Source organism: Streptomyces sp. CB00455, from assembly GCF_001905445.1.
In the GTDB taxonomy this organism is placed as follows: domain Bacteria; phylum Actinomycetota; class Actinomycetes; order Streptomycetales; family Streptomycetaceae; genus Streptomyces.
Genome location: NZ_LIVQ01000003.1, coordinates 482,240 through 505,151, shown reverse-complemented (window position 1 = coordinate 505,151; position 22,912 = coordinate 482,240). Strand labels below are relative to the sequence as shown.

Annotated in this window: 21 protein-coding genes and 1 other RNA gene; 9 read left to right on the top strand and 13 right to left on the bottom strand. The window is 73.8% G+C overall.

The annotated features are described in order from the left end of the window. Positions 1-122: 122 nt before the first annotated feature. An RNA gene (rnpB, locus tag AMK16_RS14810) (RNase P RNA component class A) lies at positions 123-524 on the bottom strand. A gap of 111 nt (positions 525-635) precedes the next feature. Then, the gene (locus AMK16_RS14805; RefSeq protein WP_073914714.1) at positions 636-2,078 is read right to left on the bottom strand and encodes an RNB domain-containing ribonuclease; all 1,443 of its coding nucleotides are present in this window, start codon (positions 2,076-2,078) and stop codon (positions 636-638) included. A gap of 204 nt (positions 2,079-2,282) precedes the next feature. On the opposite strand from AMK16_RS14805, the gene yaaA reads away from it, so the two are divergent. Continuing rightward, a complete protein-coding gene (gene yaaA / locus AMK16_RS14800) occupies positions 2,283-3,083 on the top strand; it encodes a peroxide stress protein YaaA (RefSeq protein ID WP_073914712.1) in 801 nt (266 codons plus the stop codon). 47 nt (positions 3,084-3,130) lie between these two features. On the opposite strand, the gene AMK16_RS14795 is transcribed toward yaaA, so the two are convergent. Both AMK16_RS14795 and AMK16_RS14790 read right to left on the bottom strand, forming a co-directional pair. Then, positions 3,131-3,883 (bottom strand): bifunctional DNA primase/polymerase, encoded by a 753-nt coding sequence (locus tag AMK16_RS14795; protein ID WP_073914710.1) that lies wholly within the window; start codon positions 3,881-3,883, stop codon positions 3,131-3,133. A 212-nt stretch (positions 3,884-4,095) separates the two neighbouring features. After that, the gene (locus AMK16_RS14790; RefSeq protein WP_073914708.1) at positions 4,096-4,707 is read right to left on the bottom strand and encodes a TetR/AcrR family transcriptional regulator; all 612 of its coding nucleotides are present in this window, start codon (positions 4,705-4,707) and stop codon (positions 4,096-4,098) included. Between the two features lie 141 nt (positions 4,708-4,848). Between AMK16_RS14790 and ddaH the strand changes: the two genes are divergently transcribed. Next, entirely contained in the window at positions 4,849-5,658 is an 810-nt protein-coding gene (gene ddaH / locus AMK16_RS14785) for a dimethylargininase (protein WP_073914706.1), read from the top strand. Between the two features lie 34 nt (positions 5,659-5,692). On the opposite strand, the gene AMK16_RS14780 is transcribed toward ddaH, so the two are convergent. Both AMK16_RS14780 and AMK16_RS14775 read right to left on the bottom strand, forming a co-directional pair. After that, the gene (locus AMK16_RS14780) at positions 5,693-6,703 is read right to left on the bottom strand and encodes a small ribosomal subunit Rsm22 family protein (protein ID WP_073914705.1); all 1,011 of its coding nucleotides are present in this window, start codon (positions 6,701-6,703) and stop codon (positions 5,693-5,695) included. A 9-nt stretch (positions 6,704-6,712) separates the two neighbouring features. Then, positions 6,713-8,041, bottom strand: coding sequence for a Bcr/CflA family multidrug efflux MFS transporter (locus tag AMK16_RS14775; RefSeq protein WP_079191550.1), 1,329 nt, complete (start codon positions 8,039-8,041; stop codon positions 6,713-6,715). A gap of 109 nt (positions 8,042-8,150) precedes the next feature. On the opposite strand from AMK16_RS14775, the gene AMK16_RS14770 reads away from it, so the two are divergent. Together AMK16_RS14770 and AMK16_RS14765 are read left to right on the top strand one after the other, a co-directional pair. Further along, the gene (locus AMK16_RS14770) at positions 8,151-8,912 is read left to right on the top strand and encodes an SDR family oxidoreductase (RefSeq protein WP_073914702.1); all 762 of its coding nucleotides are present in this window, start codon (positions 8,151-8,153) and stop codon (positions 8,910-8,912) included. Between the two features lie 67 nt (positions 8,913-8,979). Continuing rightward, positions 8,980-9,852 carry a PhzF family phenazine biosynthesis protein gene (locus AMK16_RS14765; protein WP_073914700.1) on the top strand — a complete coding sequence of 291 codons (873 nt, stop codon included), beginning with the start codon at positions 8,980-8,982 and terminating at the stop codon, positions 9,850-9,852. Between the two features lie 16 nt (positions 9,853-9,868). Here AMK16_RS14765 and efeU read toward each other — a convergent pair whose 3' ends face one another. The 3 genes from efeU to efeO are packed head-to-tail and all read right to left on the bottom strand — an operon-like array spanning position 9,869 to position 13,216. After that, on the bottom strand, positions 9,869-10,717 hold the full coding sequence (gene efeU / locus AMK16_RS14760) for an iron uptake transporter permease EfeU (protein WP_073914699.1): 849 nt from the start codon (positions 10,715-10,717) through the stop codon (positions 9,869-9,871). Positions 10,718-10,739: 22 nt separating this feature from the next. Next, positions 10,740-12,047 carry an iron uptake transporter deferrochelatase/peroxidase subunit gene (gene efeB, locus AMK16_RS14755; RefSeq protein ID WP_079191512.1) on the bottom strand — a complete coding sequence of 436 codons (1,308 nt, stop codon included), beginning with the start codon at positions 12,045-12,047 and terminating at the stop codon, positions 10,740-10,742. Positions 12,048-12,079: 32 nt separating this feature from the next. Beyond that, positions 12,080-13,216: an iron uptake system protein EfeO gene (gene efeO, locus AMK16_RS14750; protein ID WP_073914697.1), complete on the bottom strand. Its 1,137-nt coding sequence runs from the start codon at positions 13,214-13,216 to the stop codon at positions 12,080-12,082. Between the two features lie 301 nt (positions 13,217-13,517). On the opposite strand from efeO, the gene AMK16_RS14745 reads away from it, so the two are divergent. Then, the gene (locus tag AMK16_RS14745) at positions 13,518-14,177 is read left to right on the top strand and encodes a PhzF family phenazine biosynthesis protein (RefSeq protein ID WP_107417141.1); all 660 of its coding nucleotides are present in this window, start codon (positions 13,518-13,520) and stop codon (positions 14,175-14,177) included. A 159-nt stretch (positions 14,178-14,336) separates the two neighbouring features. Here the strand turns inward: AMK16_RS14745 and AMK16_RS14740 are convergent, their stop codons facing one another. After that, positions 14,337-14,984 (bottom strand): biliverdin-producing heme oxygenase, encoded by a 648-nt coding sequence (locus AMK16_RS14740; protein ID WP_073914694.1) that lies wholly within the window; start codon positions 14,982-14,984, stop codon positions 14,337-14,339. A 111-nt stretch (positions 14,985-15,095) separates the two neighbouring features. After that, the gene (map, locus tag AMK16_RS14735) at positions 15,096-15,953 is read right to left on the bottom strand and encodes a type I methionyl aminopeptidase (protein ID WP_073914693.1); all 858 of its coding nucleotides are present in this window, start codon (positions 15,951-15,953) and stop codon (positions 15,096-15,098) included. A gap of 72 nt (positions 15,954-16,025) precedes the next feature. Between map and AMK16_RS14730 the strand changes: the two genes are divergently transcribed. Beyond that, positions 16,026-16,262 carry a hypothetical protein gene (locus AMK16_RS14730; protein ID WP_073914691.1) on the top strand — a complete coding sequence of 79 codons (237 nt, stop codon included), beginning with the start codon at positions 16,026-16,028 and terminating at the stop codon, positions 16,260-16,262. A gap of 209 nt (positions 16,263-16,471) precedes the next feature. Here the strand turns inward: AMK16_RS14730 and AMK16_RS14725 are convergent, their stop codons facing one another. Next, the gene (locus AMK16_RS14725; RefSeq protein ID WP_073914690.1) at positions 16,472-17,077 is read right to left on the bottom strand and encodes a hypothetical protein; all 606 of its coding nucleotides are present in this window, start codon (positions 17,075-17,077) and stop codon (positions 16,472-16,474) included. A gap of 93 nt (positions 17,078-17,170) precedes the next feature. Here AMK16_RS14725 and npdG point away from each other — a divergent pair, with 93 nt between their 5' ends. Continuing rightward, positions 17,171-17,887: an NADPH-dependent F420 reductase gene (npdG, locus tag AMK16_RS14720; RefSeq protein ID WP_073914688.1), complete on the top strand. Its 717-nt coding sequence runs from the start codon at positions 17,171-17,173 to the stop codon at positions 17,885-17,887. 249 nt (positions 17,888-18,136) lie between these two features. Then, positions 18,137-18,334, top strand: coding sequence for a hypothetical protein (locus tag AMK16_RS14715; RefSeq protein WP_073914687.1), 198 nt, complete (start codon positions 18,137-18,139; stop codon positions 18,332-18,334). Positions 18,335-18,372: 38 nt separating this feature from the next. Here AMK16_RS14715 and AMK16_RS14710 read toward each other — a convergent pair whose 3' ends face one another. Continuing rightward, positions 18,373-19,173, bottom strand: a complete 801-nt coding sequence (locus AMK16_RS14710; protein WP_073914685.1) for a site-2 protease family protein — start codon at positions 19,171-19,173, stop codon at positions 18,373-18,375. 106 nt (positions 19,174-19,279) lie between these two features. Here AMK16_RS14710 and AMK16_RS14705 point away from each other — a divergent pair, with 106 nt between their 5' ends. Further along, positions 19,280-22,885 (top strand): AfsR/SARP family transcriptional regulator, encoded by a 3,606-nt coding sequence (locus tag AMK16_RS14705; protein WP_079191549.1) that lies wholly within the window; start codon positions 19,280-19,282, stop codon positions 22,883-22,885. Positions 22,886-22,912: the final 27 nt, after the last annotated feature.

Below are 22,912 nucleotides of genomic sequence, written 5' to 3'. Positions count from 1 at the left end.
GCTGTGGCCGGGCGCCGCGACCCCGTGAAGCTTTCCGGCCCCAGCACCAGGACGGCAGCGAACGCGCGAGAACCCCCGCCCACCGGGCGGGGGTTCTCGCGTTCCGACAAGGATGGAGGCGGCAGACGAGCCGGCCTGTACGCCGGGTTCTGTCGCCCGGTGACCTCGCGGTCGCCGGGGAGACGGCCATCCATCTAGGACCGGCGTTGCCGCCGGCCTCGTGCGGTCTACCCGCGAACTCGGGCGGGCAGCCCTCAAGCGTTCGCGCAGACCCGTCCGGAGACGGATCCTCTTGACCTTGCTCCGGGTGGGGTTTACCTAGCCGCCTGAGTCACCTCAGGCGCTGGTGGTCTCTTACACCACCGTTTCACCCTTACCGGGGACCGAAGTCCCCGGCGGTCTGTTTTCTGTGGCACTGTCCCGCGGGTCACCCCGGGTGGGCGTTACCCACCACCCTGCCCTGTGGAGCCCGGACGTTCCTCGGCGGGATCCGGGGATCCCGACGCGGCCGTCCGGCCGGCTCGTCTGCCGTGGTGGACATGTTACCCGCGGCGCCGACCCCGCCCTGACCCGGATGCGGTGGAAGGCTCTCCACGGGTGACCGGGCCCCCTTGGGGAGCGGGCCCCGGAGGGAGTCAGGCGAGGGCGAAGACGACCTTGGCCGTGCCCGGCGCGGCCTGCGCCAGGCGGACCCGGATCCGGTCGCCGAGCGGCAGCTCGCGCGAGGCCGACTCGACGCGGCCCACCACCGCCGGCTCCTCCAGCTGCACCGTGCCGACCAGCGGCTCCCGCTCCCTGACGTCGATCACCGTGGCCTCGAAGACCTCCCCGACGCGGTCCTTGAGCACGGCCGCCTCCACGAGGTCCACCGCTTCGCGCTCGGCCGTGTTGGCCAGCCGGGTGCCGGCCGCCATCTCCGCCGGCAGCGCGTCCAGCGCGGCCACCGCCCACTGTGGCGGCTCCACCCCGGCCACCGCCGCCACGCACAACTCCCCGGCGTACCGGTCGACCAACCTGCGCAGGGGCGCCGTGCAGTGGGCGTACGGAGCCGCGACCGCCGCATGGATCGCCGGGTCCGGGCTCACACCGGGGGAGAAGGGGGTGTAACCGGCTCCGCGCAGCAGGCTCGTGCACTCCTGGAGGAACGCGGCATGGGCCGGCAGGTGCGGGTCGAGGGAGCGGACGAGCCCGGCGTACGGGACGTGGTGCGGCCAGTCGATCCGCAGGGCCCTGGCCGACCGCCGGAGCCGTCCGACGGCGCCGTCCGGGGCGGTGGGCAGGGTGCGCAGGATGCCGGTCCCGGCGGCGAGCATCAGGTCGGCCGCGGCGATGCCGGTCATCAGGGAGATCTGGGCGTTCCAGCCGTCGGCGGGCCGCGGGGCGCGGTAGACCAGGCTGTACGAGCCGTCGCATTCGACGATCTCCTGCTCGGGGACGTTCAGCGAGATGCCGCCGCGCTCCACCTCCAGGGCCTCGCGCAGCCGGCCGATGCCCGCGAGCAGGGCGAGGGGTTCCTCGGCGGTGCCCGTGTCGATGGCCTTCTGGACGCCGTCGTAGTCGAGCCTGGCCCGGCTGCGGACCAGGGCGCGGCGCAGGTCGGTGGTCTCCACCCGGCCTTCCGCGTCGAGGTCCAGGCGCCACAGCAGCGCGGGGCGGGTCCGGTCGGGCAGCAGGCTCGCGGCGTCCTCCGAGAGCGCGGCGGGGTGCAGCGGGACCTTCCCGTCCGGGAAGTACAGGGTGGTGGCGCGGCGGTGCGCCTCGGCGTCCAGGGCGCCGCCCGGGGTGACGAAGGCGGCGACGTCGGCGATGGCGTAGTGGACGCGGAAGCCGCCCGCGGGCCGCCGGGCCAGGTGCATGGCCTGGTCGAGGTCGACGGAGGTCGGAGGGTCGATGGTGAACAGGGGGATGTCGGTGGCGTCGGCGTCGGGCAGGCGCGGGTCGCGGGCGGCCCGCTCGGCCTCGGCGAGCACCTCGGCCGGGAACTCCCCCGGCACGTGCAGCGTCGTCCGCAGCTCCCGCAGCGCCGCCCGCAGGGCAGCACCGTCTGCGCCGGTCATGTACATGTGGCGGCGTGGCATGGGACCGAGCCTAGGCGCTGTCCCGCCGATCGGGGCGGACCGGTGGGACGGTGTCCGGTGCCGGGGGGCCGGCCCGAGCCGCCGCCCGAGCGGCCGGACGCCCGCCAGGGGGCGGCGGAGCGGCGGGCCGGTCGGCGCGGCGCGCCGTCTACCCTGGCCGGGGGGCCGCATCCCCTGCGTAGGTCGTACCGAAGGAGAACCACCGTGCTCGTGCTGCTGCCGCCGTCCGAAGGAAAGGCCGCCGGCGGCTCCGGCGCACCCCTGGAGCCGAAGACGCTGTCCCTGCCCGGCCTGGCCCCGGCCCGTGCGGCGGTCCTGGAGGAACTGGTCGAACTGTGCGCGGCGGACGAGGTGAAGGCGCGCGAGGTCCTGGGCCTGAGCGAGGGCCTGCGGGGCGAGGTCGCGAAGAACGCGGAGCTGCGCTCGGCGCCGGCCCGCCCCGCGGGGGAGACCTACACGGGTGTCCTGTACGACGCCCTGGGGCTCGCCGCGCTGCCCGCGGCAGCCCGGAGCCTCGCCGAGGACGCACTGCTCGTCTTCTCCGGACTGTGGGGGGCGGTGCGGATCACCGACCGGATCCCCTCGTACCGCTGCTCGATGGGGGTGAGGCTGCCGGGGCTCGGGGCGCTCGGCGCGTACTGGCGCGGTCCGCTGGCCGAGGTGCTGCCCGAGGCGGCCGGGGAGGGGCTGGTCCTGGACCTGCGCTCGTCGGCGTACGCCTCGGCGTGGAAGCCGAAGGGGGAGGTGGCGGGCCGCACCGCGACGGTGCGGGTGCTGCACGCGCAGGTGGTGGACGGCGTGGAGAAGCGGTCGGTGGTGAGCCACTTCAACAAGGCGACCAAGGGGCGGCTGGTGCGGGACCTGCTGCTCTCCGGCTCCGTGCCCGGGGCGCCGGGCGAGCTCGTCGCGGCGCTGCGGGACCTGGGCTACGTGGTGGAGGCCGAGCCCCCTGCGAAGCCGGGCAAGGCGTGGTCCCTCGACGTGGTCGTGACCCGGATCCACTGAGCGCCCCTGCTGCGCCGCGGCGCCGGCAGGGGCGAGGTGGGCTGGTGCTAGAGGCGGCCGAGGGGCCAGGCCACCGCTGCCGGGGTCCGGTCGGAGGTGCCCGCGTACTGGGCGCACGCGTCCGTCAGGGTTTCCAGCAGCGTGAGCGGGTCCGGCAGCGGGTGCTCCATCCCGCGGATCCAGGACACGGCCTGGTCACCGGGCAGGGCCGCCGGGGGGACCAGGACGTAGCTGCCGCGGCAGTGCCACCGCAGGCCCGGGTGCTCGTCCATCGTCTCGGGGTGGCAGTCCAGCTCGCAGGGCCACCACTCGTCCTCGTCCTCGGGGGTGCCGCGGGTGGCGGTGAAGAAGAGCATCCGGGCCTGCTCGCCCGTGCCGCCCGACTCGGCGACGGGACCGACCTCGATGCCCGCGTCCAGCAGCCGGGCGAGCGCGCCGATGCCGGCTTCCAGGGGGACGTCGAGGACGTCGTGGACCATGCCGGTCGCGGTGACGAAGTTGGCCTGGGGCTGGTTGCGGGCCCAGCGCTCGATCTGTGCGCGGTCGGTGGTGGACTGCGTCTGCCAGGCGAAGGAGAGGGGGTGGCGCGCGGGCGTCGGACAGCCGATCCGGTCGCACGAACACCGGTATCCGGCGGGATGGGCGGCGGGCGCGAGCGGCAGACCGGCAGCGGCGACGGCCAGGAGGAGGGCTTCGCGCTCCCGTCCGGGATCCTCGGCAGTGGGTTTCTGCCGCCGGCGCAGCCACTGGGACATCCTGCTCTGCTCACCGCGTTTGACGCGGCCGGACTCGGACCCCATCTATCCCCTCACCTCACCGTTGACCCGGCGGACCTTCCCATGGTCCCACCATCCTGCGCCCCGGGTGACCGGTCTCTCCGACCGGGGGGCTCGGGGCGGGTCACCGGCATCCCCCACATAAGCATAAAAATCCGGCCATTGTTCCCGATGGGTTTTCTGCCGTCCAGTCCGCGGTGACCTTCGCCACCCCACCGGCCACCCAGCCGACTACCTCACCGGCCCGCCCCACCGGCCCCCCCGCCGAGGACCCGGTCCACCAGCGCATCGGTGAAATCGTGCGTCAGCGGCGCCAGCCGCAGCAGCCAGCGGTACGTCAGCGGGCCGACCAGCATCTCCACCGTCAGTCGCAGATCCGTGTCCGCCGCGAGCTGCCCCGCCTCCTGGGCCGAGCGCAGCCGCTCCTCGTACAAGGCGAGCTGCGGCTCCAGCAGCCGGGCGGTGAAGCGGGCGCCGAGTGCGGGGTCGGTCGCACCGGCCGCGGTCAGGGCGCGCAGGGGGGCCTCGTACCGCTCGTCGTCGAACTGGTCCACCGTGGCCCGCAGGACGTGCTTCAGGTCCGCCGCGAGGTCACCGGTGTCCGGGAAGCCCGCCCACCGGACCTCCTGCGCCGCGCCGTCGACGAGGGCCAGCGAGGCGTCGAGCAGGACGTCGGCCTTCGAGGGCCACCAGCGGTAGATGGTCTGCTTGCCGACCCCGGCGCGGGCGGCGATGGCCTCCACCGTCAGCTTGTTGTAGCCGACCTCGCCGACCAGGGCCAGTGCCGCGTCCAGGACGGCCCGCCGGGAGCGGTCGCTGCGGCGGGTGGCGTCAGGGGTCTTGGTCATGGCGCGAACCTACCAATCGAGACGTCTCGTCTTTCCCCGGTCCGGTAAACCACCCAATCAGTTCACTGTGCAGTCCGCCGTGAGGAGAGACGATTCTCTCCACACTCGTCGTGAGTCGTGAAAGTCGTGAGGAGCCTTCCTTTGCGCAGAGACGCCACACCCCGGCGCTACCTGATGTGCCCACCCGCACACTTCAAGGTCACGTACTCCATCAATCCGTGGATGGACCCCACGAAACCGGTGGACCTGCCCCTCGCACTCGCCCAGTGGGAGGACCTGAGGGACCGCTACCGCGCCCTCGGCCACACCGTGGAGACCCTCGTACCGGACCCGGGGCTGCCCGACATGGTGTTCGCGGCGAACGGGGCCCTCGTCGTCGACGGCCGCGTGCTCGGCGCCCGCTTCGCCTACCCCGAACGCGCCGCCGAGGCCCAGGCCCACCTCGACTGGTTCCGGTCCCACGGCTTCGAGCACGTCCACGAGCCGTCCCATGTCAACGAGGGCGAGGGCGACTTCGCCGTCACCGCCACCTACATCCTGGCCGGCCGGGGCTTCCGCTCCAGCCCGCTCTCGCACGACGAGGCCCAGGAGTTCTTCGGCCGGCCCGTCATCGGCCTCGACCTGGTGGACCCGCGCTACTACCACCTCGACACGGCGCTGTGCGTGCTCGACGGGGACGAGGTCATGTACTACCCGGCCGCCTTCTCGCCGGGCAGCCGGGCCGTGCTGCGGCGCCTCTTCCCCGACGCGCTGCTCGCCGGCGCCGAGGACGCGGCGGCGCTCGGCCTCAACGCGGTCTCGGACGGCAGACACGTGCTGCTCCCACAGGCGGCCACGGGGCTGCTGGCGCCCTTGCGGGACCGGGGCTTCGAGCCGGTCCCGATGGACCTGGGGGAGCTGCTCAAGGGCGGCGGCAGCGTGAAGTGCTGCACCCAGGAGCTGCGGCCGTGACCGCCCGGCGGCTGTGACCGCCTTGCAGCGGTGACTACCCCGCCGGCGGCCAGTCCTGTCCCCAGTCGGCGTCCCGCGCCGCCTTGTACAGGTCACCGTGGCGCTTGGTCACGGTGGCCCGGGTCAGGCCCGCCGACGGGTCGCCGCCCTGGGGACCGCACAGGTCCAGCAGGACCAGCCCCTTGCGGATCTGCGGCCTCCGCGTGATCCGGGAGGGAGCCGGCTCCACCGGGAAGCGGGTCGCGGCGACGTAGCTGAACTTCTCGTCCTCGTACGCCAGGGAGCCGCCCTTGACCTGGCGGTGCAGGGAGGAGCGGCTGACGCGCGCCGAGAAGTGGCACCAGTCCTGGCCGACCTCGATGGGGCAGGTCCCGTCGTGGGGGCACGGCGCGGCGACCCGCAGCCCGGCCGCGATCAGCTGGTCGCGCGCCTCGCGGATGCGCAGGTACCCCTCGGGCGTGCCCGGCTCGATCAGCACCACCGCCCGGCCCGCCCGGGCCGCCTCCGCGACCACGGCGGTGCGCGCCTGCGCGGTCAGTTCGCCGAGCACGTAGGAGACCGTCACCAGGTCGGCGTCGGGCAGGGCCAGCCCGGTGCCGATGACGGTCCGCCGCCAGTGCGCCCCGCGCAGTGCGTCCGAGCCCGAGGCCGCCGCGAGCTCCCTGCCGAGGGTCAGTGCCGGCTCGGCCCAGTCCAGCACCGTGGTCTGCCGCGGGCCGTCCCAGGTGGCGTCCACCGCCCAGGTCGCCGCGCCGGTGCCGCCGCCGACGTCCACGTGCGAGCCGGGGGCCCAGCCGGGGGCCGCCTCCGCGAGGGCGTCCAGAGCGGCCCGGACGGCCTCGAAGGTGGCAGGCATCCGGTATGCCGCGTACGCCGCCACGTCGGAGCGGTCGCGCAGCACGGGCACGTCGGTCGGGGTCTGCCCACGGTAACTGGCGATGAGCCGCTCGACGGCGGCAGCCGCCTGCTTGGGCGGGAGCCCGTCGAGCAGCCCGCCGAGCGTGCTGCGGAGGGTCTCTGCGGTGGTGGGGGCGGAGGCGTTCACCAGCGAAGTTTACGGCGCCGTCCCGGAGCCGCCGACCGGCTGGGCGGCGGCCCCGTCGTGCTGCCAGGGGCGGCACATGCCCAGGAAGCACGTCACCGACAGCAGCGAGCACGCCAGCTGCACCAGCGCCATCGGGACGGCCGTGTGCTCGCCCGCGATGCCCACCAGCGGCGAGGCGACCGCCCCGACCAGGAAGGAGGAGGTGCCGAGCAGCGCCGAGGCGGATCCGGCGGCGTGCGGGGTGCGCATCAGCGCCTGCGCGTTGGTGTTCGGCAGGACCAGGCCCATCGCCGACATCAGCACGAACAGCCCGGCGGCGATCGGGGCCAGCCCGACCTCCCCGAAGGCCCCGGCCGACATGAGGAGCAGCGCCACCGAGGCGACCGTGAGGGTCCCGAGCCCGGCGGCCAGGGCCTTGTCGAGGCTGACCCGGCCCACCAGCAGCTTGCCGTTGATCTGGCCCACGATGATCAGGCCGACGGAGTTGATGCCGAAGAGCAGGCTGAAGGCCTGCGGCGACGCCCCGTAGATCTCCTGCACCACGAACGGCGAGGCGGATATGTAGGAGAAGAGCACGGCGAAGGCGAAGCCGCCGGCCAGCGTGTAACCGGCGAAGACGCGGTCGCCGAGCAGCCCGCGCATGGTCCGCAGCGCGGAGCCGACCCCGCCCGTGTGCCGCCGCTCGGGCGGCAGGGTCTCCTCCAGGCCGCGCCAGACCATCAGCGTCAGCACCAGGCCGACGGCGGTCAGGACGACGAACACCCCGCGCCAGTCGGCGAAGCGGAGCACCTGCCCGCCGATGAGCGGGGCGATGATCGGCGCGACCCCGGATATGAGCATCAGGGAGGAGAAGAACCGGGCCATCTCCACCCCGTCGTACAGGTCGCGCACGACGGCCCGGGCGATGACGATCGCGGCGGCCCCGGCCAGGCCCTGGAGCAGGCGGAAGCCGATCAGCAGTTCGGTGGTCGGCGCGAGGGCGCAGATCGCGGTGGCGAGGACGTACACGGCCATGCCGGTCAGCAGCGGCCGTCGCCGGCCCCACTTGTCACTCATCGGCCCGATGACCAGCTGGCCCAGCGCCATGCCGGCGAGGCAGGCGGTCAGGGTGAGCTGGACGGTCGCGGCGGGGCTGTGCAGGGCGTCGGTGACCTCCGGGAGGGCCGGCAGGTACATGTCCATGGACAGCGGCGGGAGGGCGGTCAGCCCGCCGAGTATGAAGGTGACCAGCAGACCGGTGCGGCGCGCGGCCGTCAGGGGGGCGGTGGCCGGGGGCGCGGAGGAGGAATCGGGTGACGGCTCGGGCGTACGGGCCGTCGCGGGGGCCTTCTCCGACATGCGGATCTCCACTCGTCTCGTCTTCCTGCGTGCACCCCTGACCGACCCATGCTCTCAGCTGTCGGAACGTCCGGAGGCCCGAGCCCGGTGTGACGTACCCTGCGGCCCCATGAACGCAAGCGCCGAGAAGATCGCCGTGGTGACCGGGGCCGGATCCGGTATCGGCCGTTCCGTGGCCCTGACCCTGGCCGCGGCCGGCTGGTCGGTGGCCGCGGCGGGCCGCCGGAGGGAGCCGCTGGAGGAGACGGCCGGGGCGGCCGGGGACGGCGCCGACGTCCTGTGCGTCCGGGCCGACGTCAGCGACCCGGACGACGTGACCGCGCTGTTCGGGACCGTGGCCGAGCGGTACGGGCGCCTCGACCTGCTGTTCAACAACGCGGGCACCTTCGGGCCGGGCGGCGTCCCTCTGGAGGACCTCACCTACGAAGCCTGGCGCGCGGTGGTCGACGTCAACCTGACCGGGGCCTTCCTGTGCGCGCAGGCCGCCTTCCGGCAGATGAAGCGGCAGGACCCGCAGGGCGGCCGCATCATCAACAACGGTTCCCTCTCGGCGCACGTGCCCCGCCCGCACTCCGTCGCCTACACGGCGACCAAGCACGCGGTGACCGGCCTCACCAAATCGCTGTCGCTGGACGGGCGCCCGTACCGCATCGCCTGCGGCCAGATCGACATCGGCAACGCGGCGACCGAGATGACCGAGCGGATGCAGAGCGGCATCCTCCAGGCCAACGGGCAGCTGGCGGCCGAACCGGTGATGGACGCCGCCGAGGTGTCCCGCACCGTGCTGCACATGGCCGAGCTCCCGCTGGAGGCGAACGTCCAGTTCGCGACGGTCATGGCGACGTCGATGCCGTACATCGGCCGCGGCTGAGGCCGTGGCCGCGAGACCGTTTCCAGGGCCGTTGCCAGGGGCCCGGCAGGCAGCCGATCATGACGGCATGACCGATACCGAAGTCCTGCGCTACACGGCCTTCTCCGCGGACCCGGCCGGCGGGAACCCCGCCGGCGTCGTGCTCGACGCGGCCGGCCTCGACGAGGCCGCCATGCTCCGGATCGCCGCCGGTCTGGGATACAGCGAGACGGCCTTCCTTACGGCTCCGCCCCGGGGGCTCGGCGGCGCGGACTTCCCGCCGCGGCGCGCCTTCACCGTGCGCTACTTCAGCCCCAAGGCGGAGGTGTCCTTCTGCGGGCACGCCACCGTGGCCACCGCCGTCGCCCTGGCGGAGCGCATCGGACCGGGAGAGCTGGTGTTCGCGACCCCGGCCGGCACCGTCCCGGTCCGCGTCGTCGCCGAGGGGGGCCTGCTGCGGGCCACGCTGACCAGCGTGGAGCCGTACACCGAGGAGATCGGCGCGGCCGACCTCGCCGAGGCGCTGGCCGCGCTGGACTGGCCGCGGGAGGACCTGGACCCCGCGCTGACGCCCGCGATCGCCTATGCCGGAGCCCGGCACCTGGTGCTCGGCGCCGGCACCCGCGCCCGCCTCGCCGACCTCTCCTACGACTTCGCCCGGCTGGCGGCCCTGATGCGGCGCCTCGACCTGACCACCGTGCAGCTGGTCCACCGGGCGGGCCCCGCCGAGTTCCACGTACGCAACCCCTTCCCGGTCGGCGGCGTCGTCGAGGACCCCGCGACCGGAGCCGCCGCGGCCGCTTTCGGCGCGTACGCCCGGGAGACCGGGCTGGTCCCGCAGGAAGCCGTGCTCACCCTGCACCAGGGCGCCGACATGGGCCGGCCCGGGACCCTCACGGTGGAGCTGCGGGCCGGCGAGCCCCGGGTAGGGGTCAGCGGCACCGCCGTACGGATCCCCTGAGGTCCGGACGGGCCGCTCAGCCGGCGCGCGTGGCGCCGGCCGGCTGCACCTTCGGCGCGGCCGGGCGGCGCGACCCGGCGAAGAACAGTGCCAGCACGGGGACGAGGTAGAGCGCCCACACGGTCAGCTGGAGGACGGTGGGGTCCGGCTGGAAGTTGAAGACGCCCTTGAGCAGGGTTCCGTACCAGCTGTCCGGCGGGATGGCGGAGCTGATGTCGAAGGCCCTGGTGGACAGGCCGCCCAGGAAGCGCGCCTCCTGGAGGTCGTGGACCCCGTAGGCGAGGACGCCCGCGGCGACGACCACCAGCATGCCGCCGGTCCACTTGAAGAACTTCGCCAGGTTGATCTGCAGGGCGCCCCGGTAGAACAGCCAGCCCAGCACGATCGCGGTGGCGATGCCCAGCAGCACCCCGATCAGCGGCGCGGAGGAGCCCTCGCCGCTGGCCCGCACGGACGCCCACACGAACAGCGCGGTCTCCAGACCCTCGCGGCCGACGGCCAGGAAGGCGGTGGCGACCAGCGCTCCGGTGCCCATGGCGAGCGCCGCGTCGAGCTTGCCGTGCAACTCGCCCTTAAGGTGCCGCGCGGTGCGCTTCATCCAGAAGACCATCCACGTCACCAGGCCCACGGAGACGATCGACAGGCTGCCGCCCAGCAGCTCCTGCGCCTCGAAGGTCAGGGCCTGCGTGCCGAAGGTCAGCACGGCGCCGAAGGCGAGCGAGATCGCGCAGGCGATCGTGATGCCGAGCCAGACCGGGCGCAGGGCGTCCCGGCGCTCGGTCTTGACCAGGTAGGCGACGAGGATGCAGACGACCAGGCTGGCCTCCAGCCCCTCGCGCAGACCGATCAGATAGTTGCCGAACACGGCGTTTCCTCTCCGGCGGGGACTACGCGAACAGCGTCCGGCCCCACCAGTCGTCCTTGTCACGGACGCCCGGCGGGACGGCGAAGACGGCCGAACCCACGTGCTGGATGTATTCGTTGAGCGCGTCGTTCTTCGACAGGCTGCGCTGGATGGGGATGAAGCCCTTGCGGACGTCGCGCTGGTAGGCGAGGAAGAACAGGCCCGCGTCGAGCCGGCCCAGACCGTCCGTGCCGTCGGTGAAGGAGTAGCCGCGGCGCAGGATCGTCGCCCCGCCGTTGGTGTCGGGGTGGGCCAGGCGCACGTGCGCGTCCGGCTTCATCGCCTTCAGGAAGGGCTCGTCGCGCTCCTTCGACTTGCCGACGGGGGCGCCCTCTCCCTTGTCGCGGCCGAAGACGTCCTCCTGCTCCATCAGCGAGGTGCGGTCCCAGGTCTCGATGTGCATCCGGATGCGCCGGGCGACGAGGTAGGAGCCGCCGGTCATCCAGTCGCTGCCGTCGCCCGGGCCGACCCACACGTGCTTCGCCAGGCCCGCCGCGTCCGTGCCGGAGATGTTCCGCGTGCCGTCCTTGAAGCCCATCATGTTGCGCGGCGTCTGCTCGTCCGGGGTGGTGGACGAGGTCTTGCCGAAGCCCAGCTGCGACCAGCGCACCGCGGTCCTGCCGAAGCCGATGCGCGCCAGCTGGCGGATGGCGTGCACGGCGACCTGCGGGTCGTCCGCGCACGCCTGGACGCACAGGTCGCCGCCGGAGCGGGCCGGGTCCAGGTTGTCACCGGGGAACTGCTCCAGGTCCACCAACGCGTCGGGGCGCCTGTCCTCCAGGCCGAAGCGGCCCTTGGCGAACAGGCCGGGACCGAAACCGATGGTCAGGGTGAGCCGGGAGGCCTTCAGGCCCAGCGCCTCGCCGGTGTCGTCCGGCGGCGCCTCGGGGAGGCCGCCGAAACCGCCCTCGCCGACCGGGCGCCCGGCCGTCATCAGCCGGGCCGCCGCGGTCCACTCCTGGAGGAGCTTGACGAGTTCCGCGCGGTCCTTCGTCTTCACGTCGAAGGCCGCGAAGTGCAGCCGGTCCTGCACCGCGCTGGCGATGCCCGCCTGGTGCTCGCCGTGGAAGGGCACGGCCGCCCCCGCGGAGGCCACCGGCACCGCGTCCGATCCGGTGCCGAGGACCGCCGCCGTACCGCCGGCCGCGGCCGCGCCGAGCGCGAGGCCGGCACCGCCCCAGCCCAGCACCGAGCGCCGCGAGGGCGCCGGCCTGCCCTCGGTGCGCTGCGGCTGGTCCTGCTCCGGCCGCTGCCCCGGCTCCGGCTGTACGGACGGCTCCTGCTCGGACATGGGGATCTCCCGCCTGTTTCTGCTGGTACCGGTTACTTGGCGACCGCGGCGGCGAGCTTCGAGAGCGGCTCCGCGAGGGCGTTGACCGCGTCCGACAGCTCCTTGCGCTCGGCGTCGCCGACCTTGTCGTAGGAGGTGAAGTCCATGGAGTTCTTGTCCGCGCGGTGCTTGTCCAGCAGGGTGTCGAGCGCCGCGAACTGGGTGTCCAGCTGCTTGGCGAGCTCGGGGTCGTTCTTGGCGGCGACCGGCTTGAGCAGCTCGTACGCCTTCTGCGCGCCCTCGACGTTGGCCTTGAAGTCGACCAGGTCGGTGTGGCTGTAGCGCTCTTCCTCGCCCGTCACCTTGCCGGTGGCGACCTCGTCGAGGAGCTCCTTGGCGCCGTTGGCCATCGACGTCGGGGTGATCTCGGCCTGGCCGATCTTCTTCTGCCACTCGTTGACGTCGGTCATCAGGGTGTCGGCGAGCTTCTTCTCCTCGTCGCCGATCTTGTTGTCGGCCCAGAGCGCCTTCTCCAGGCGGTGCCAGCCGGTCCACTCCTGGCCGGCCTCCAGGCCGTCCTCGCGGACGTCGATCTTCGGGTCGATGTCGCCGAAGGACTCGGCGACCGGCTCGGTGCGCTCCCAGCCGATGCGGGACAGGGCGTACGCCTTCTTCGCGCCCTCGACGTCGCCGGCCTTGACCGCGTCCACGAAGGTCTGGGTGGCGGGGAGGGACTCGTCGGCCTGTGCCTGCACGTACTTGCGGTAGCCGGCGACCGCCGCGTCGAGCTCGGGGCTGCGCTTCTCGGTGGCTCCGCTGCCGGTGGCCTTGACCTTCTCGCGGATGCCGTCGCCCTTCATGCCGGGCTTGCAGGCGATCTCGTAGTCGCCGGGCTTGATCTCGGCGGTGATGGCGGCCTTGGTGCCGGGGCCGATGTTCTCGCGCTCGGCGACGATGCGGTCGTCCGGGAAGAGGACGTAGACCTCGGTGACCTTGGAGCCCTTGTTCTCGACCTCGATCTGGACCTTGCCCGCCGGGAACTCCTTCGCGGAGACGCCACAGGCGCTGTCCGAGGCCGCCACCCGGATCGTTCCGTCGCCCGAGCCGGTCTTCTCGGCGCAGCCGGTCACAGCGGTGAGCGCGGCCACGGCGGTGGCCGCGGCGAGGACGGTGAGGCGGGCGGGGCGCATGCGGGCTCCTGGCGGTCTGGCGTTCGGCAGACGGCGGCCCCGGTGGAGCGGGACGGCCGGTGAGGCGGACCTAACTTAACCGAGGCTTACCTGACCCATGCCCACCCGTCCAGTGATTCGGCACACACCGGCCCGCGCCGGATACGGAGCCGTCACGGCATCCCCATGGGAAAGTCAAGCGCGAGTCAAGGACCGGCCAACCGGTGGGCGGGGCCTGTGCGCGCGCAGGCGGGGCCCGTGCGCGCGCAGGGGCGGCGCACGGGCGGCGTGCCGAACGGAGCCGCCGTGCTTGAATGCCCGCGTGAACGATCTCGACGTGTTGAAGGTCTTCTGCGCGGGTGACGGCCGCCACGGCAACCTGCTCGGTGTCGTACGCGACGGACGGACCTGCCCCGACGACGCGTCGCGGCAGGCCCTGGCCGCGGAACTCGGCTACAGCGAGACGGTGTTCGTCGACGACCCCGAGCGCGGGATCGTCGACATCCGGACCCCCGGCACCCGGATGTCCTTCGCCGGGCATCCGCTGGTCGGGGTCGCCTGGCTGCTCGACATCGAGGAGCTCCAGCCGCCCGCCGGACCCGTGTGGGCCCGCGACGACGGGGAGTTCACCTGGATCACGGCCCGCGCCGAGTGGGTCGAGGGCAAGACCACCGAGCAGTACGCGAGCGCCGCCGAGGTGGAGGCGCTGCCGGCCCCGCCGCCGGGCGAGGGCTGGCTGTACGCGTGGGCCTGGGAGGACGAGGCCGCGGGCCGCGTCCGGGCCCGAGGGTTCCCGCGCCGCGCCGACGGGATCGTCGCCGAGGACGAGGCGACCGGTTCGGCGGCCATCCTGCTGACCGTCCAGCTCAACCGCGCCCTGAACATCACCCAGGGCGCAGGCTCGCAGATCCTGACCGCCCCCGGCCCCGACGGCACCGTCGAGGTCGGCGGCCGTGTCCGCTTCGCCCCGGCCGCCGACTGAGCATCCCTACGTCCGGGGGGTCCGCGTTCGAGGGCCGCGCCCCGGGGTCTGTGCCCGAGGGGGCCGTGCCCGACCCGGGGGGCCGTGCCCGAGGGGTCCGCGTCCGGTGTGCTGCGCACCGGACCGGCCCCTTCCCCCCCCGTAGCCCCTGGCGGACGGTCAGGCGCTGAGCGGGAACTGCGCGCCCAGCTCGCGGAAGACCGCGCCGTTGAAGTCGAAGGCGCGCTTGCACTCGTCGATGATGCGCTGCTTCTCCAGGTCGTCCGCTGCGATCGCGTCCAGCAGCCCGCGGTAGGTCCGCTTGAACGCCGCGGGGTTGGGGATGTCCGCGAAGACGTAGAAGCGGACGCCGTCGCCCTTGCGTTCGAAGCCCCAGGTCCGCTCCGCCTTGTCGCGGATGATCTGGCCGCCGGAGAGGTCGCCCAGGTAGCGGGTGTAGTGGTGGGCGACGTAGCCGCCCGGCCAGTGCGCGGCGCAGTGCGCCACCCGCGCCGCGTAGGCCGCGGTCGCGGGCAGCGCCGCCACCCTTGCGCGCCAGCCCGGGCCCAGCAGGTGCCCGAGGTCGCGCTCGATCTCGGCGACGCGCATCAGCTCGGGCCGGATGAACGGGCCGGCGACCGGGTCGCCCGCCAGGGCTCCGGCGGCGTCCTCCAGGGCCCGGTAGACGAACCACAGCTGTTCGGTATAGCGGGTGTACGCCTCCACGCCGAGCCTTCCGCCCAGCAGGTCGCTCATGAAGGACGACGTCTCCGCCTCGGTGTGCTGCTCGTGCGAAGCGACGCGGATGACCGTGGAGAAGGCGTCCAAGGCGGACCTCCGGGGACGGGGAGCGGACGTGACGGCACCGCCACCACGTCCGATCCTGCTGCTTAGGCATGCCTAAGTCAATGTGTTCCCGACGTCCTGTCGGTAAAACCCCTACGGCAGGGTCAGGATCTCCGCCCCGCTGTCCGTCACCACCAGGGTGTGCTCGAACTGCGCGGTGCGCTTGCGGTCCTTGGTGACGACCGTCCAGCCGTCGTCCCACATGTCGTACTCGTGGGTGCCCAGGGTCAGCATCGGCTCGATGGTGAAGGTCATGCCGGGCTCGATCACGGTGGTGGCGTGCGGGCTGTCGTAGTGCGGGATGATCAGGCCCGAGTGGAAGGACGAGTTGATGCCGTGCCCGGTGAAGTCCCGGACCACGCCGTAGCCGAAGCGCTTGGCGTACGACTCGATGACCCGGCCGATGATGTTGATCTGGCGGCCCGGCTTGACGGCCTTGATGGCCCGGTTCAGGGCCTCGCGGGTGCGCTCCACCAGCAGCCGCGACTCCTCGTCCACCTCCCCGCACAGGTAGGTGGCGTTGTTGTCGCCGTGGACCCCGCCGATGTAGGCGGTGACGTCGAGATTCACGATGTCACCGTCGCGCAGGACGGTGGAGTCGGGGATGCCGTGGCAGATGACCTCGTTGACCGAGGAGCACAGGGACTTAGGGAAGCCCCGGTAGCCCAGGGTCGAGGGGTAGGCGCCGTGGTCGCACATGTACGCGTGGGCGACCCGGTCGAGCTCGTCGGTGGTCACCCCCGGCGCGATCAGCTTGGCGGCCTCTTCCATCGCCTGGGCGGCGATCCGGCCGGCGATGCGCATGGCCTCGATGGTCTCGGGCGACTGCACCTCCGGTCCGGTGTACGGAGTGGGCGCGGGCCTGCCCACGTACTCGGGCCGGCGGATGTTTCCGGGAACGGAACGGACGGGAGAAAGCTCGCCTGGTACGAGCAGCGACTGGCCGGACATACAAGCGAGTGTATCCAGCGGTGATGGGGCAGGCTGGCGGCAGAGAGCCGGATCGAGAGGAGCCTGACAGCGATGGCCCTGTTCAAGAAGCGCCAGGTCGGCAAACCGGGCGAGTGGTACTACTGCCTCGTCCACAAGAAGGTCGAGGAGGGCCCCGACTGCCCGGCCAAGGACCGTTTCGGCCCCTACGCCACGCCCGGGGAGGCGAACCACGCCATGGAGACGGCGCAGGAACGCAACCTCGAATGGCAGAACGACCCGAAGTGGAACGACAAGACGGGCGGGGAAGAGGAGGGCACGACGCCCTGACGGCGGGGGTGGGGGCGGGGGCGTCCGCACCGCGGGCGTACGCGCGTACGGGCGGGCAGGGTCGGTCCGGGCGGGCCTGGTCGGGGCGGCCGGGCCCGGGCGGGTTGAGCCCGGGGCGGCCGGGGACGCGCCTGTCCGGCGAGGTCTGGATCTGGCGGGGTCGAGCCCGGGGTGGCCGGGGACGCGCCTGCCCGGCGTCGCGGCCGTCGCTACCAGGGGCTGGGCGGTGGCGCGGTCAGCTGGTCCGCCAGGCGCGCCAGCCGGTCCCGGAAGCCGCGCGGCCTGCGCTGCTCCGGCAGGCTGTTCTCCCCGGCGGCCGCGCTGACCAGGTGCTGGACCGTGTCCAGATCCAGCTCGGCCGATCCCTCCGCCACCGAGAGCGTCTCGTGCGCGAGCGTCCCCAGATCCGGATCGCCGCCGTCCAGGGACAGTACGGTCGCCCCCGCGCGCCGGGCGTCGTGCACCCGCTGCAACAGCCCCTCGCCCGGCCCGTCCGGAGCCACGACCAGCAGCGTGTGCCCGCGCCGGGCCGCCTCCAGCCTGCCCAGCCCCACCGACAGGTGCGGCGGCTCCCCGGGCAGCACGCGGTGGCGTACGAGCGTGGGCGCCAGCTCCGCCAGCCCCGACCAGGCGGCTTCGTCCGCCAGGTGCGCCGCCAGGTGCCACGGCTCGTACTGCTCGGTGCCCACCAGCAGGAGGTTCCCGCCCGCCGGGGCGAGCGACCGCCGCAGTGAACCGGCGAAACGGCGCGCGGCGTCCGGCCATCGCGTACCGGCGAGGACCTCGCGCAGCAACGCGACTCTCACGGCATCCATATCGGCATCCTGCACCACGGAAGGGGCATACGGGAGCGCTTCCCCCCTTCCGCCGCGTTCGACTCCGCGCATCCCGGCGTTACCCTCGCCCCCATGACCTCCTCAGACAGCACGCAGCAGCCCCCCGCGAAGGCACCGGCCAAGGACCCGTGGGACCTCCCGGACGTTTCCGGCCTCGTCGTCGGCGTCCTCGGCGGCACCGGCGACCAGGGCCGGGGCCTGGCCTACCGGTTCGCCCGGGCCGGACAGAAGGTGATCATCGGTTCCCGCGCGGCGGACCGCGCGCAGGGCGCCGCCGGGGAACTGGGCCTCGGTGTGGAAGGCGCGGACAACGCCGAGTGCGCGCGCCGCAGCGACATCGTGATCATCGCGGTGCCGTGGGAGGGCCACGCCAAGACGCTCGAAGCACTGCGCGAGGACCTCGCCGGCAAGCTCGTGGTGGACTGCGTCAACCCCCTGGGCTTCGACAAGCAGGGCGCCTACGCACTGCCGGTCGAGGAGGGCAGCGCGGCCCAGCAGGCCGCCGCCCTGCTCCCGGACTCCCGCGTCACGGCGGCCTTCCACCACCTCTCGGCGGTCCTCCTCCAGGACGAGTCGGTCGACGAGATCGACACCGACGTGATGGTCCTCGGTGAATCCCGCGCGGACACCGACCTCGTCCAGGCCCTGGCCTCCCGCATCCCGGGCATGCGCGGCGTCTTCGCGGGCCGCCTGCGCAACGCCCACCAGGTCGAGTCCCTCGTCGCCAACCTGATCTCGACCAACCGCCGTTACAAGGCCCACGCGGGCCTGCGCGTCACGGACGTCTGACCCGCCCCCGCCCGGCGGCCCGGTCCCCTGACCCGGACCGCGCCGCCGGGCAAAACGGCCGGGCGGAACCGCCGGGCACGCCCACGCTCAGCCCCGCCGGAGCTCGGCGAAGAGCTTGCCCTCCACGCACAACTTCCGGGTGGCAGGCGATCGCGCCGGGGCGCCCCGCCGCTCTTACGGGACCACTGCGGGGCATGGGGGACACTGGAGGGGCTCGACCCCGTTCAGTGTTTCCGAGGAGCTCTTCCCATGCCCCGCCTTGCCGTCTTCGCCGTCGTCGTCTGCGTACTCGCCGTGGCCGCGGCCGTCGTCGCCTTCGTGGAGGGCAGCTTCCTCGGAATCGTCTGGGTCCTGCTCGCCGGGCTCACCTCCAACATGGCCTGGTACTACTCCCGTAAGGCGAAGGCCGACAGGGCCGCCGCCGCGCGCAGCGCCGGCCAGGTGTAGCGCCCCCGCAGCCCGGTCGGCCGGCGCGGGCGTTCCCGTCAGAGCCGGGGGGACGTGCAGAGTCCGTCGGTGTCCGTCCAGAAGCGGTAGAGGTCGCGGCCGCAGTACGTTTCCAGGTCCGACACGCCGAGCCAGGACAGCACCCCGCGGACCACGTCGAAGAAGAACCCGTTCACCTCCGGGATCCACAGCAGTGCGAAGACGGCGATCAGGCCGAACGGCGCCAGCGGTGCCACCTCCCGGCGCACCCGGTGCGACAGCCAGGGCTCGATCACTCCGTAGCCGTCGAGGCCCGGCACCGGCAGGAAGTTCAGGATCGCCGCCGAGACCTGGAGCAGGGCGAGGAAGGCGAGCGCGAAGCGGAAGGCCTCCGGGACGCCCTCCAGCGCGTCCAGCCAGAACGGAGCGGTGCAGACCACCGCGAAGGCCACGTTCGCCAGCGGGCCGGCCGCCGAGATCAGGCTGTGCCTCCAGCGGCCCTGGATGCGGTCGCGCTCGATGTACACCGCGCCGCCCGGCAGGCCCAGACCGCCCAGGATCACGAAGAGCACCGGCAGGACGAAGCTGAGTACCGCGTGCGTGTACGCGAGGGGATTGAGCGTCAGGTAGCCCTTGTCCTCCACCGAGAGGTCGCCGCTGTGCAGGGCGGTACGGGCGTGGGCGTACTCGTGCAGGCAGAGGGAGACGATCCACGCCGAGGTCACGAAGAGGAACACGGCGAGCCCGGGGCTGGCCGAGTAGTCCGTCCACACCGCCCACCCGGTGACCGCCATGACGGCCGCGATGCCGAGGAATACCGCACTGATCCGCCGCTCGCCGCGGCCGCCCTGGTGAACCATGCCGCGAAACCTATCCCGGGCCCCGGCGGTAAATCGGGTCGGGTCCCGGCCCCGGTCCGGCGACAATGGGGCGGTGCGTTACGCGATACTCGGCACCACCCAGGCCATGCGCGACGACGGGACCCCCGTCGCCGTCGGCGGAGCGCGCCTGCGGGCGCTGCTGACGGCGCTCGCGCTGCGGCCGGGACGGGCGGTCCCGGTCCACCTGCTGGTCGCCGAGGTGTGGGACGGCGACCGGCCGGCCGACGCGCCGGCCGCGCTCCAGGCCCTGGTGGCGCGGCTGCGGCGGGCGCTGGGGCACGAGGCCGTGCGTTCCGCGGGGGGCGGCTACCTGCTCGCCGCCGGGCGGGAGGACGTCGACCTGTACCGCTTCGAGCGCCTCGCCCGGTCCGCGGGCGAGGCGCTGGACGCGGGGGACGCGGCCAAGGCCGCCGAGCTGTACGAGGACGCCCTCGACCTGTGGCGCGGGCCCGCCCTGGCGGACCTCCCGGACCCGGCCGCCGAATCCGCCCGCTGGGACGCCGTACGGGGGGACGCGCGGCGGGGCCTGCTCACCGCGGCCGTCACCCTGGGCGGAGCGGAACGCGTCCTGCCGGAGCTGACCGCGCTCTGCGCGGGGCAGCCGCTGGACGAACCGCTGCAGGCCCTGCGGATCCGGGCACTGCGGGACGCCGGGCGCCCGGCGGAGGCCCTGGCGGCCTACGACACCGTCCGCCGGGACCTCGCCGACCGTCTCGGCACCGACCCGGGCCCGGCCCTGCGCACCCTGCACGCCGAACTCCTGACCCCCGGGCCGGCCACCCCCGCCCCGGGACCCCGCCCCACCCGGCCGGCCGCCGGCCGGTCGGACTCCGTCCCGGCCGGCCCGGACGGGCAGACCGGCCAGGCCCCGTACCTGCGCACCGGCCCGTCGTCGGCCGGCCCGGACGGGGCGCCCGCCCGGATCCGGCCCGCCGGCGCCGGGGGTGCGCACTCCGATCCCGGCGGGACCCCGGACGGGCATTCCGGTCAGGGTGCGTACACCGCCCGTGAGGGTGCGCAGCCCCAGACCGGCGACGGAGCCGCGTACTCCTCGCTCCAGCCGGTCGGGCAGGCTGCGGAGCAGCCGGGGTGGCATCCGGCGCGGCGGGGGAACCTGCGGGCGCGGCTGACCACCTTCGTCGGGCGGGAGGACGACATCCGCACCATCGGCGACGACCTCGCCCGCGCCCGGCTCGTCACCCTCCTCGGTCCCGGCGGGGCCGGAAAGACACGGCTCTCCCAGGAGGCCGCCGAGGCCCATGACGCGGGCGCCTGGCCCGACGGGGTGTGGCTCGTCGAGCTCGCCCCGGTGGACGACCCGGAGGACGTCGCCGAAGCGGTGCTCGCCGCGCTCGGCGCGCGCGAGACCAAGCTGCGCGGCGCCTCCGCCGAGGAGATGCGCGCGCTGACCGACCGCGCCGGGGACGCCCCCCTGGACCGGCTCGCCGAGCACTGCGCCCGGCAGCGGATCCTGCTGCTCCTCGACAACTGCGAGCACGTCATCGGCGCGGCCGCCGAGCTCGCCGAGCGGCTCCTCACCCACTGTCCCGGGGTCCGGATCCTCGCCACCAGCCGTGAACCCCTCGGCGTGCCGGGGGAGTCGCTGCGCCCGGTGGAGCCACTGCCCGATCCGGTCGCGCTGCGACTCCTGGCCGACCGCGGCGCCGCGGCCCGTCCCGGTTTCAGCGTGGCCGAGGACGCGGCCGCGGCCGCCGAGATCTGCCGCCGTCTGGACGGGCTGCCGCTGGCCATCGAGCTGGCCGCGGCGCGGCTGCGGCTGTTGACGCCGCGGCAGATCGCGGACCGGCTGGACGACCGTTTCCGGCTGCTGACCGGTGGTGCGCGTACGGTCCTGCCCCGGCAGCAGACCCTGCGTGCCGTCGTCGACTGGTCCTGGGACCTGCTGGACGAGGCCGAGCGGACCGTCCTGCGCCGGCTGTCGGTCTTCGCGGGCGGCTGCGACCTGGCGGCCGCCGAGACGGTCTGCGCCGGCCCGGCCGGCCACCACACCGCCCCCGCCCCCGCCGCTACCGCCCCTGCCCCCGCCGCCCTGGACGTGGCCGCCCTGGACGTCGCCGACACCCTCGGCTCCCTCGTCGACAAGTCCCTCGTCGTGGCCGCCCCCGCCCCGGACGGCCACGGCATGCGCTACCGCCTCCTGGAGACGGTCGGCGAGTACGCCGCCGCCCGCCTCGCCGAGGCCGGGCACGACTGGGAGGACACCGAGCGCCGCCACCTCGTCCACTACCGCGAACTGGCCCGCACCCGCGAGCCCCTGCTCCGCGGCCACGGCCAGCGGGCCGCCGCCGACCGGCTCTCGACCGAGTACGAGAACCTCCGCACCGCCCTGCGCCGCGCCGTCGCCGCCCGCGACACGGACGAAGTGCTCTGCCTCATCCACTCCCTGGGCTGGTACTGGCACATGCACGACCTGCGCACCGAGTCCCGCCACTGGTCCGAGGCGGCCGCCGCGCTCGGCCCCGACCCCTTCGCGCACCCCGTCGTGCCGGCCGAGCCCGTGTACGCGCAGCTCGTCGACACGCCCCCGCCCTACGGCGACGCACTGCGCGCCGAGGCCTGGCGCGCCGTCCACCTGGTCCGGCTGGCTTCCCGTGACCAGAGCGGCAGCGACTGGAACGCCCCGGAGGTCCTCGCCCAGGTCGACGGCGTGCTCGCCACCTACCGGCCGGGGCTGCCGCAGACCTGCCGCACGCCCGCCTCCCTGTGGATCTACGCCGTCATGATCGCCGGTGACGCCGGCCTGCTCCAGCAGGTCATCGACGCGACGGTGCGCACCGCCCGCGAACTGGGTTACCGCTGGGAGCTCGCCTCGGCCCTCCAGCTGCGCGCCAACATCCTCGCCAACCGGGCCGACTGGGCCGGAGACGCCTCCCGCGACGCCGACGAGAGCCTGGCCCTCTTCCGCGAACTCGGCGATGCCTGGGGCTGCGCCGAAGCGCTCTCCGCCCGCGCCGAATCCCGGGAGAAGCGCGGCGAGTACGGCCTGGCCGCCCGCGACTTCCGCGAGGCGGTCGCCTACGCCGAACGCCTGGGCGCCAAGGCGCAGGTGACGGTCCTGCGCGTACGCATGGCCGGCACGCTCACCGAGGACGGCCACACCGAAGAGGCCGAGCGGATCCTGACCGAGATCACCGACACGGTCCAGCAGTACGGCAACGAGGCCATGCCCGCCGCCCGCATGTTCCTGGCGGGCATCCTCGGGCGCACCGGCCGGATCTCCGAGGCCCGGGCCCAGCTGCGGATCCTGCGCGAGGAGTTCACCTTCGGCGCCTACGCCATCTTCGACGGGTTCCTGCTCGGCACCATGGCCTGGCTGGACAACCGGGAGGGCCGGTACGAAGATGCCCTCGCCCAGCTGCGCCGGGCCATCCAGGCCGCCGACGACCCCCTGTCGCGCATGGTGGCGCCGCAGATGCCGGCCGTCTACCTGACCACCGCGGCCCTCTCCCTGGCCTCCCCGGGCGGCCCCGGGCGGGAGTACGACGCCGCCCGGCTGCTCGGCGCCTACCGCGCCCTGCTGCCGCCCCGCCACTTCCCCGTCACCACGGAACGCGAGGATTCCGCCCGGGCCGAGGAGCTGGCGCGGGCGGCGCTCGGCGACGCCGTCTTCGAAGCGGCGTACGCCGAGGGCGGCGGCCTCTCCCTGGAGGAGGCCACCGCCCTGGTCTGATCCGGTCCCCCGGCGGGGGCCCGTCCG

Excerpts from the sequence above, each read along its gene's own strand:
- AMK16_RS14705 (WP_079191549.1), top strand. The coding sequence starts at position 19,280 with ATGCGCGACGACGGGACCCCCGTCGCCGTCGGCGGAGCGCGCCTGCGG.
- efeB (WP_079191512.1), bottom strand. The coding sequence starts at position 12,047 with ATGTCCGAGCAGGAGCCGTCCGTACAGCCGGAGCCGGGGCAGCGGCCG.
- efeO (WP_073914697.1), bottom strand. The coding sequence starts at position 13,216 with ATGCGCCCCGCCCGCCTCACCGTCCTCGCCGCGGCCACCGCCGTGGCC.
- AMK16_RS14765 (WP_073914700.1), top strand. The coding sequence starts at position 8,980 with ATGACCGATACCGAAGTCCTGCGCTACACGGCCTTCTCCGCGGACCCG.
- AMK16_RS14790 (WP_073914708.1), bottom strand. The coding sequence starts at position 4,707 with ATGACCAAGACCCCTGACGCCACCCGCCGCAGCGACCGCTCCCGGCGG.
- AMK16_RS14805 (WP_073914714.1), bottom strand. The coding sequence starts at position 2,078 with ATGCCACGCCGCCACATGTACATGACCGGCGCAGACGGTGCTGCCCTG.
- AMK16_RS14775 (WP_079191550.1), bottom strand. The coding sequence starts at position 8,041 with ATGTCGGAGAAGGCCCCCGCGACGGCCCGTACGCCCGAGCCGTCACCC.
- AMK16_RS14725 (WP_073914690.1), bottom strand. The coding sequence starts at position 17,077 with ATGGATGCCGTGAGAGTCGCGTTGCTGCGCGAGGTCCTCGCCGGTACG.
- AMK16_RS14710 (WP_073914685.1), bottom strand. The coding sequence starts at position 19,173 with ATGGTTCACCAGGGCGGCCGCGGCGAGCGGCGGATCAGTGCGGTATTC.
- map (WP_073914693.1), bottom strand. The coding sequence starts at position 15,953 with ATGTCCGGCCAGTCGCTGCTCGTACCAGGCGAGCTTTCTCCCGTCCGT.
- npdG (WP_073914688.1), top strand. The coding sequence starts at position 17,171 with ATGACCTCCTCAGACAGCACGCAGCAGCCCCCCGCGAAGGCACCGGCC.
- AMK16_RS14730 (WP_073914691.1), top strand. The coding sequence starts at position 16,026 with ATGGCCCTGTTCAAGAAGCGCCAGGTCGGCAAACCGGGCGAGTGGTAC.
- AMK16_RS14795 (WP_073914710.1), bottom strand. The coding sequence starts at position 3,883 with ATGGGGTCCGAGTCCGGCCGCGTCAAACGCGGTGAGCAGAGCAGGATG.
- AMK16_RS14770 (WP_073914702.1), top strand. The coding sequence starts at position 8,151 with ATGAACGCAAGCGCCGAGAAGATCGCCGTGGTGACCGGGGCCGGATCC.
- AMK16_RS14715 (WP_073914687.1), top strand. The coding sequence starts at position 18,137 with ATGCCCCGCCTTGCCGTCTTCGCCGTCGTCGTCTGCGTACTCGCCGTG.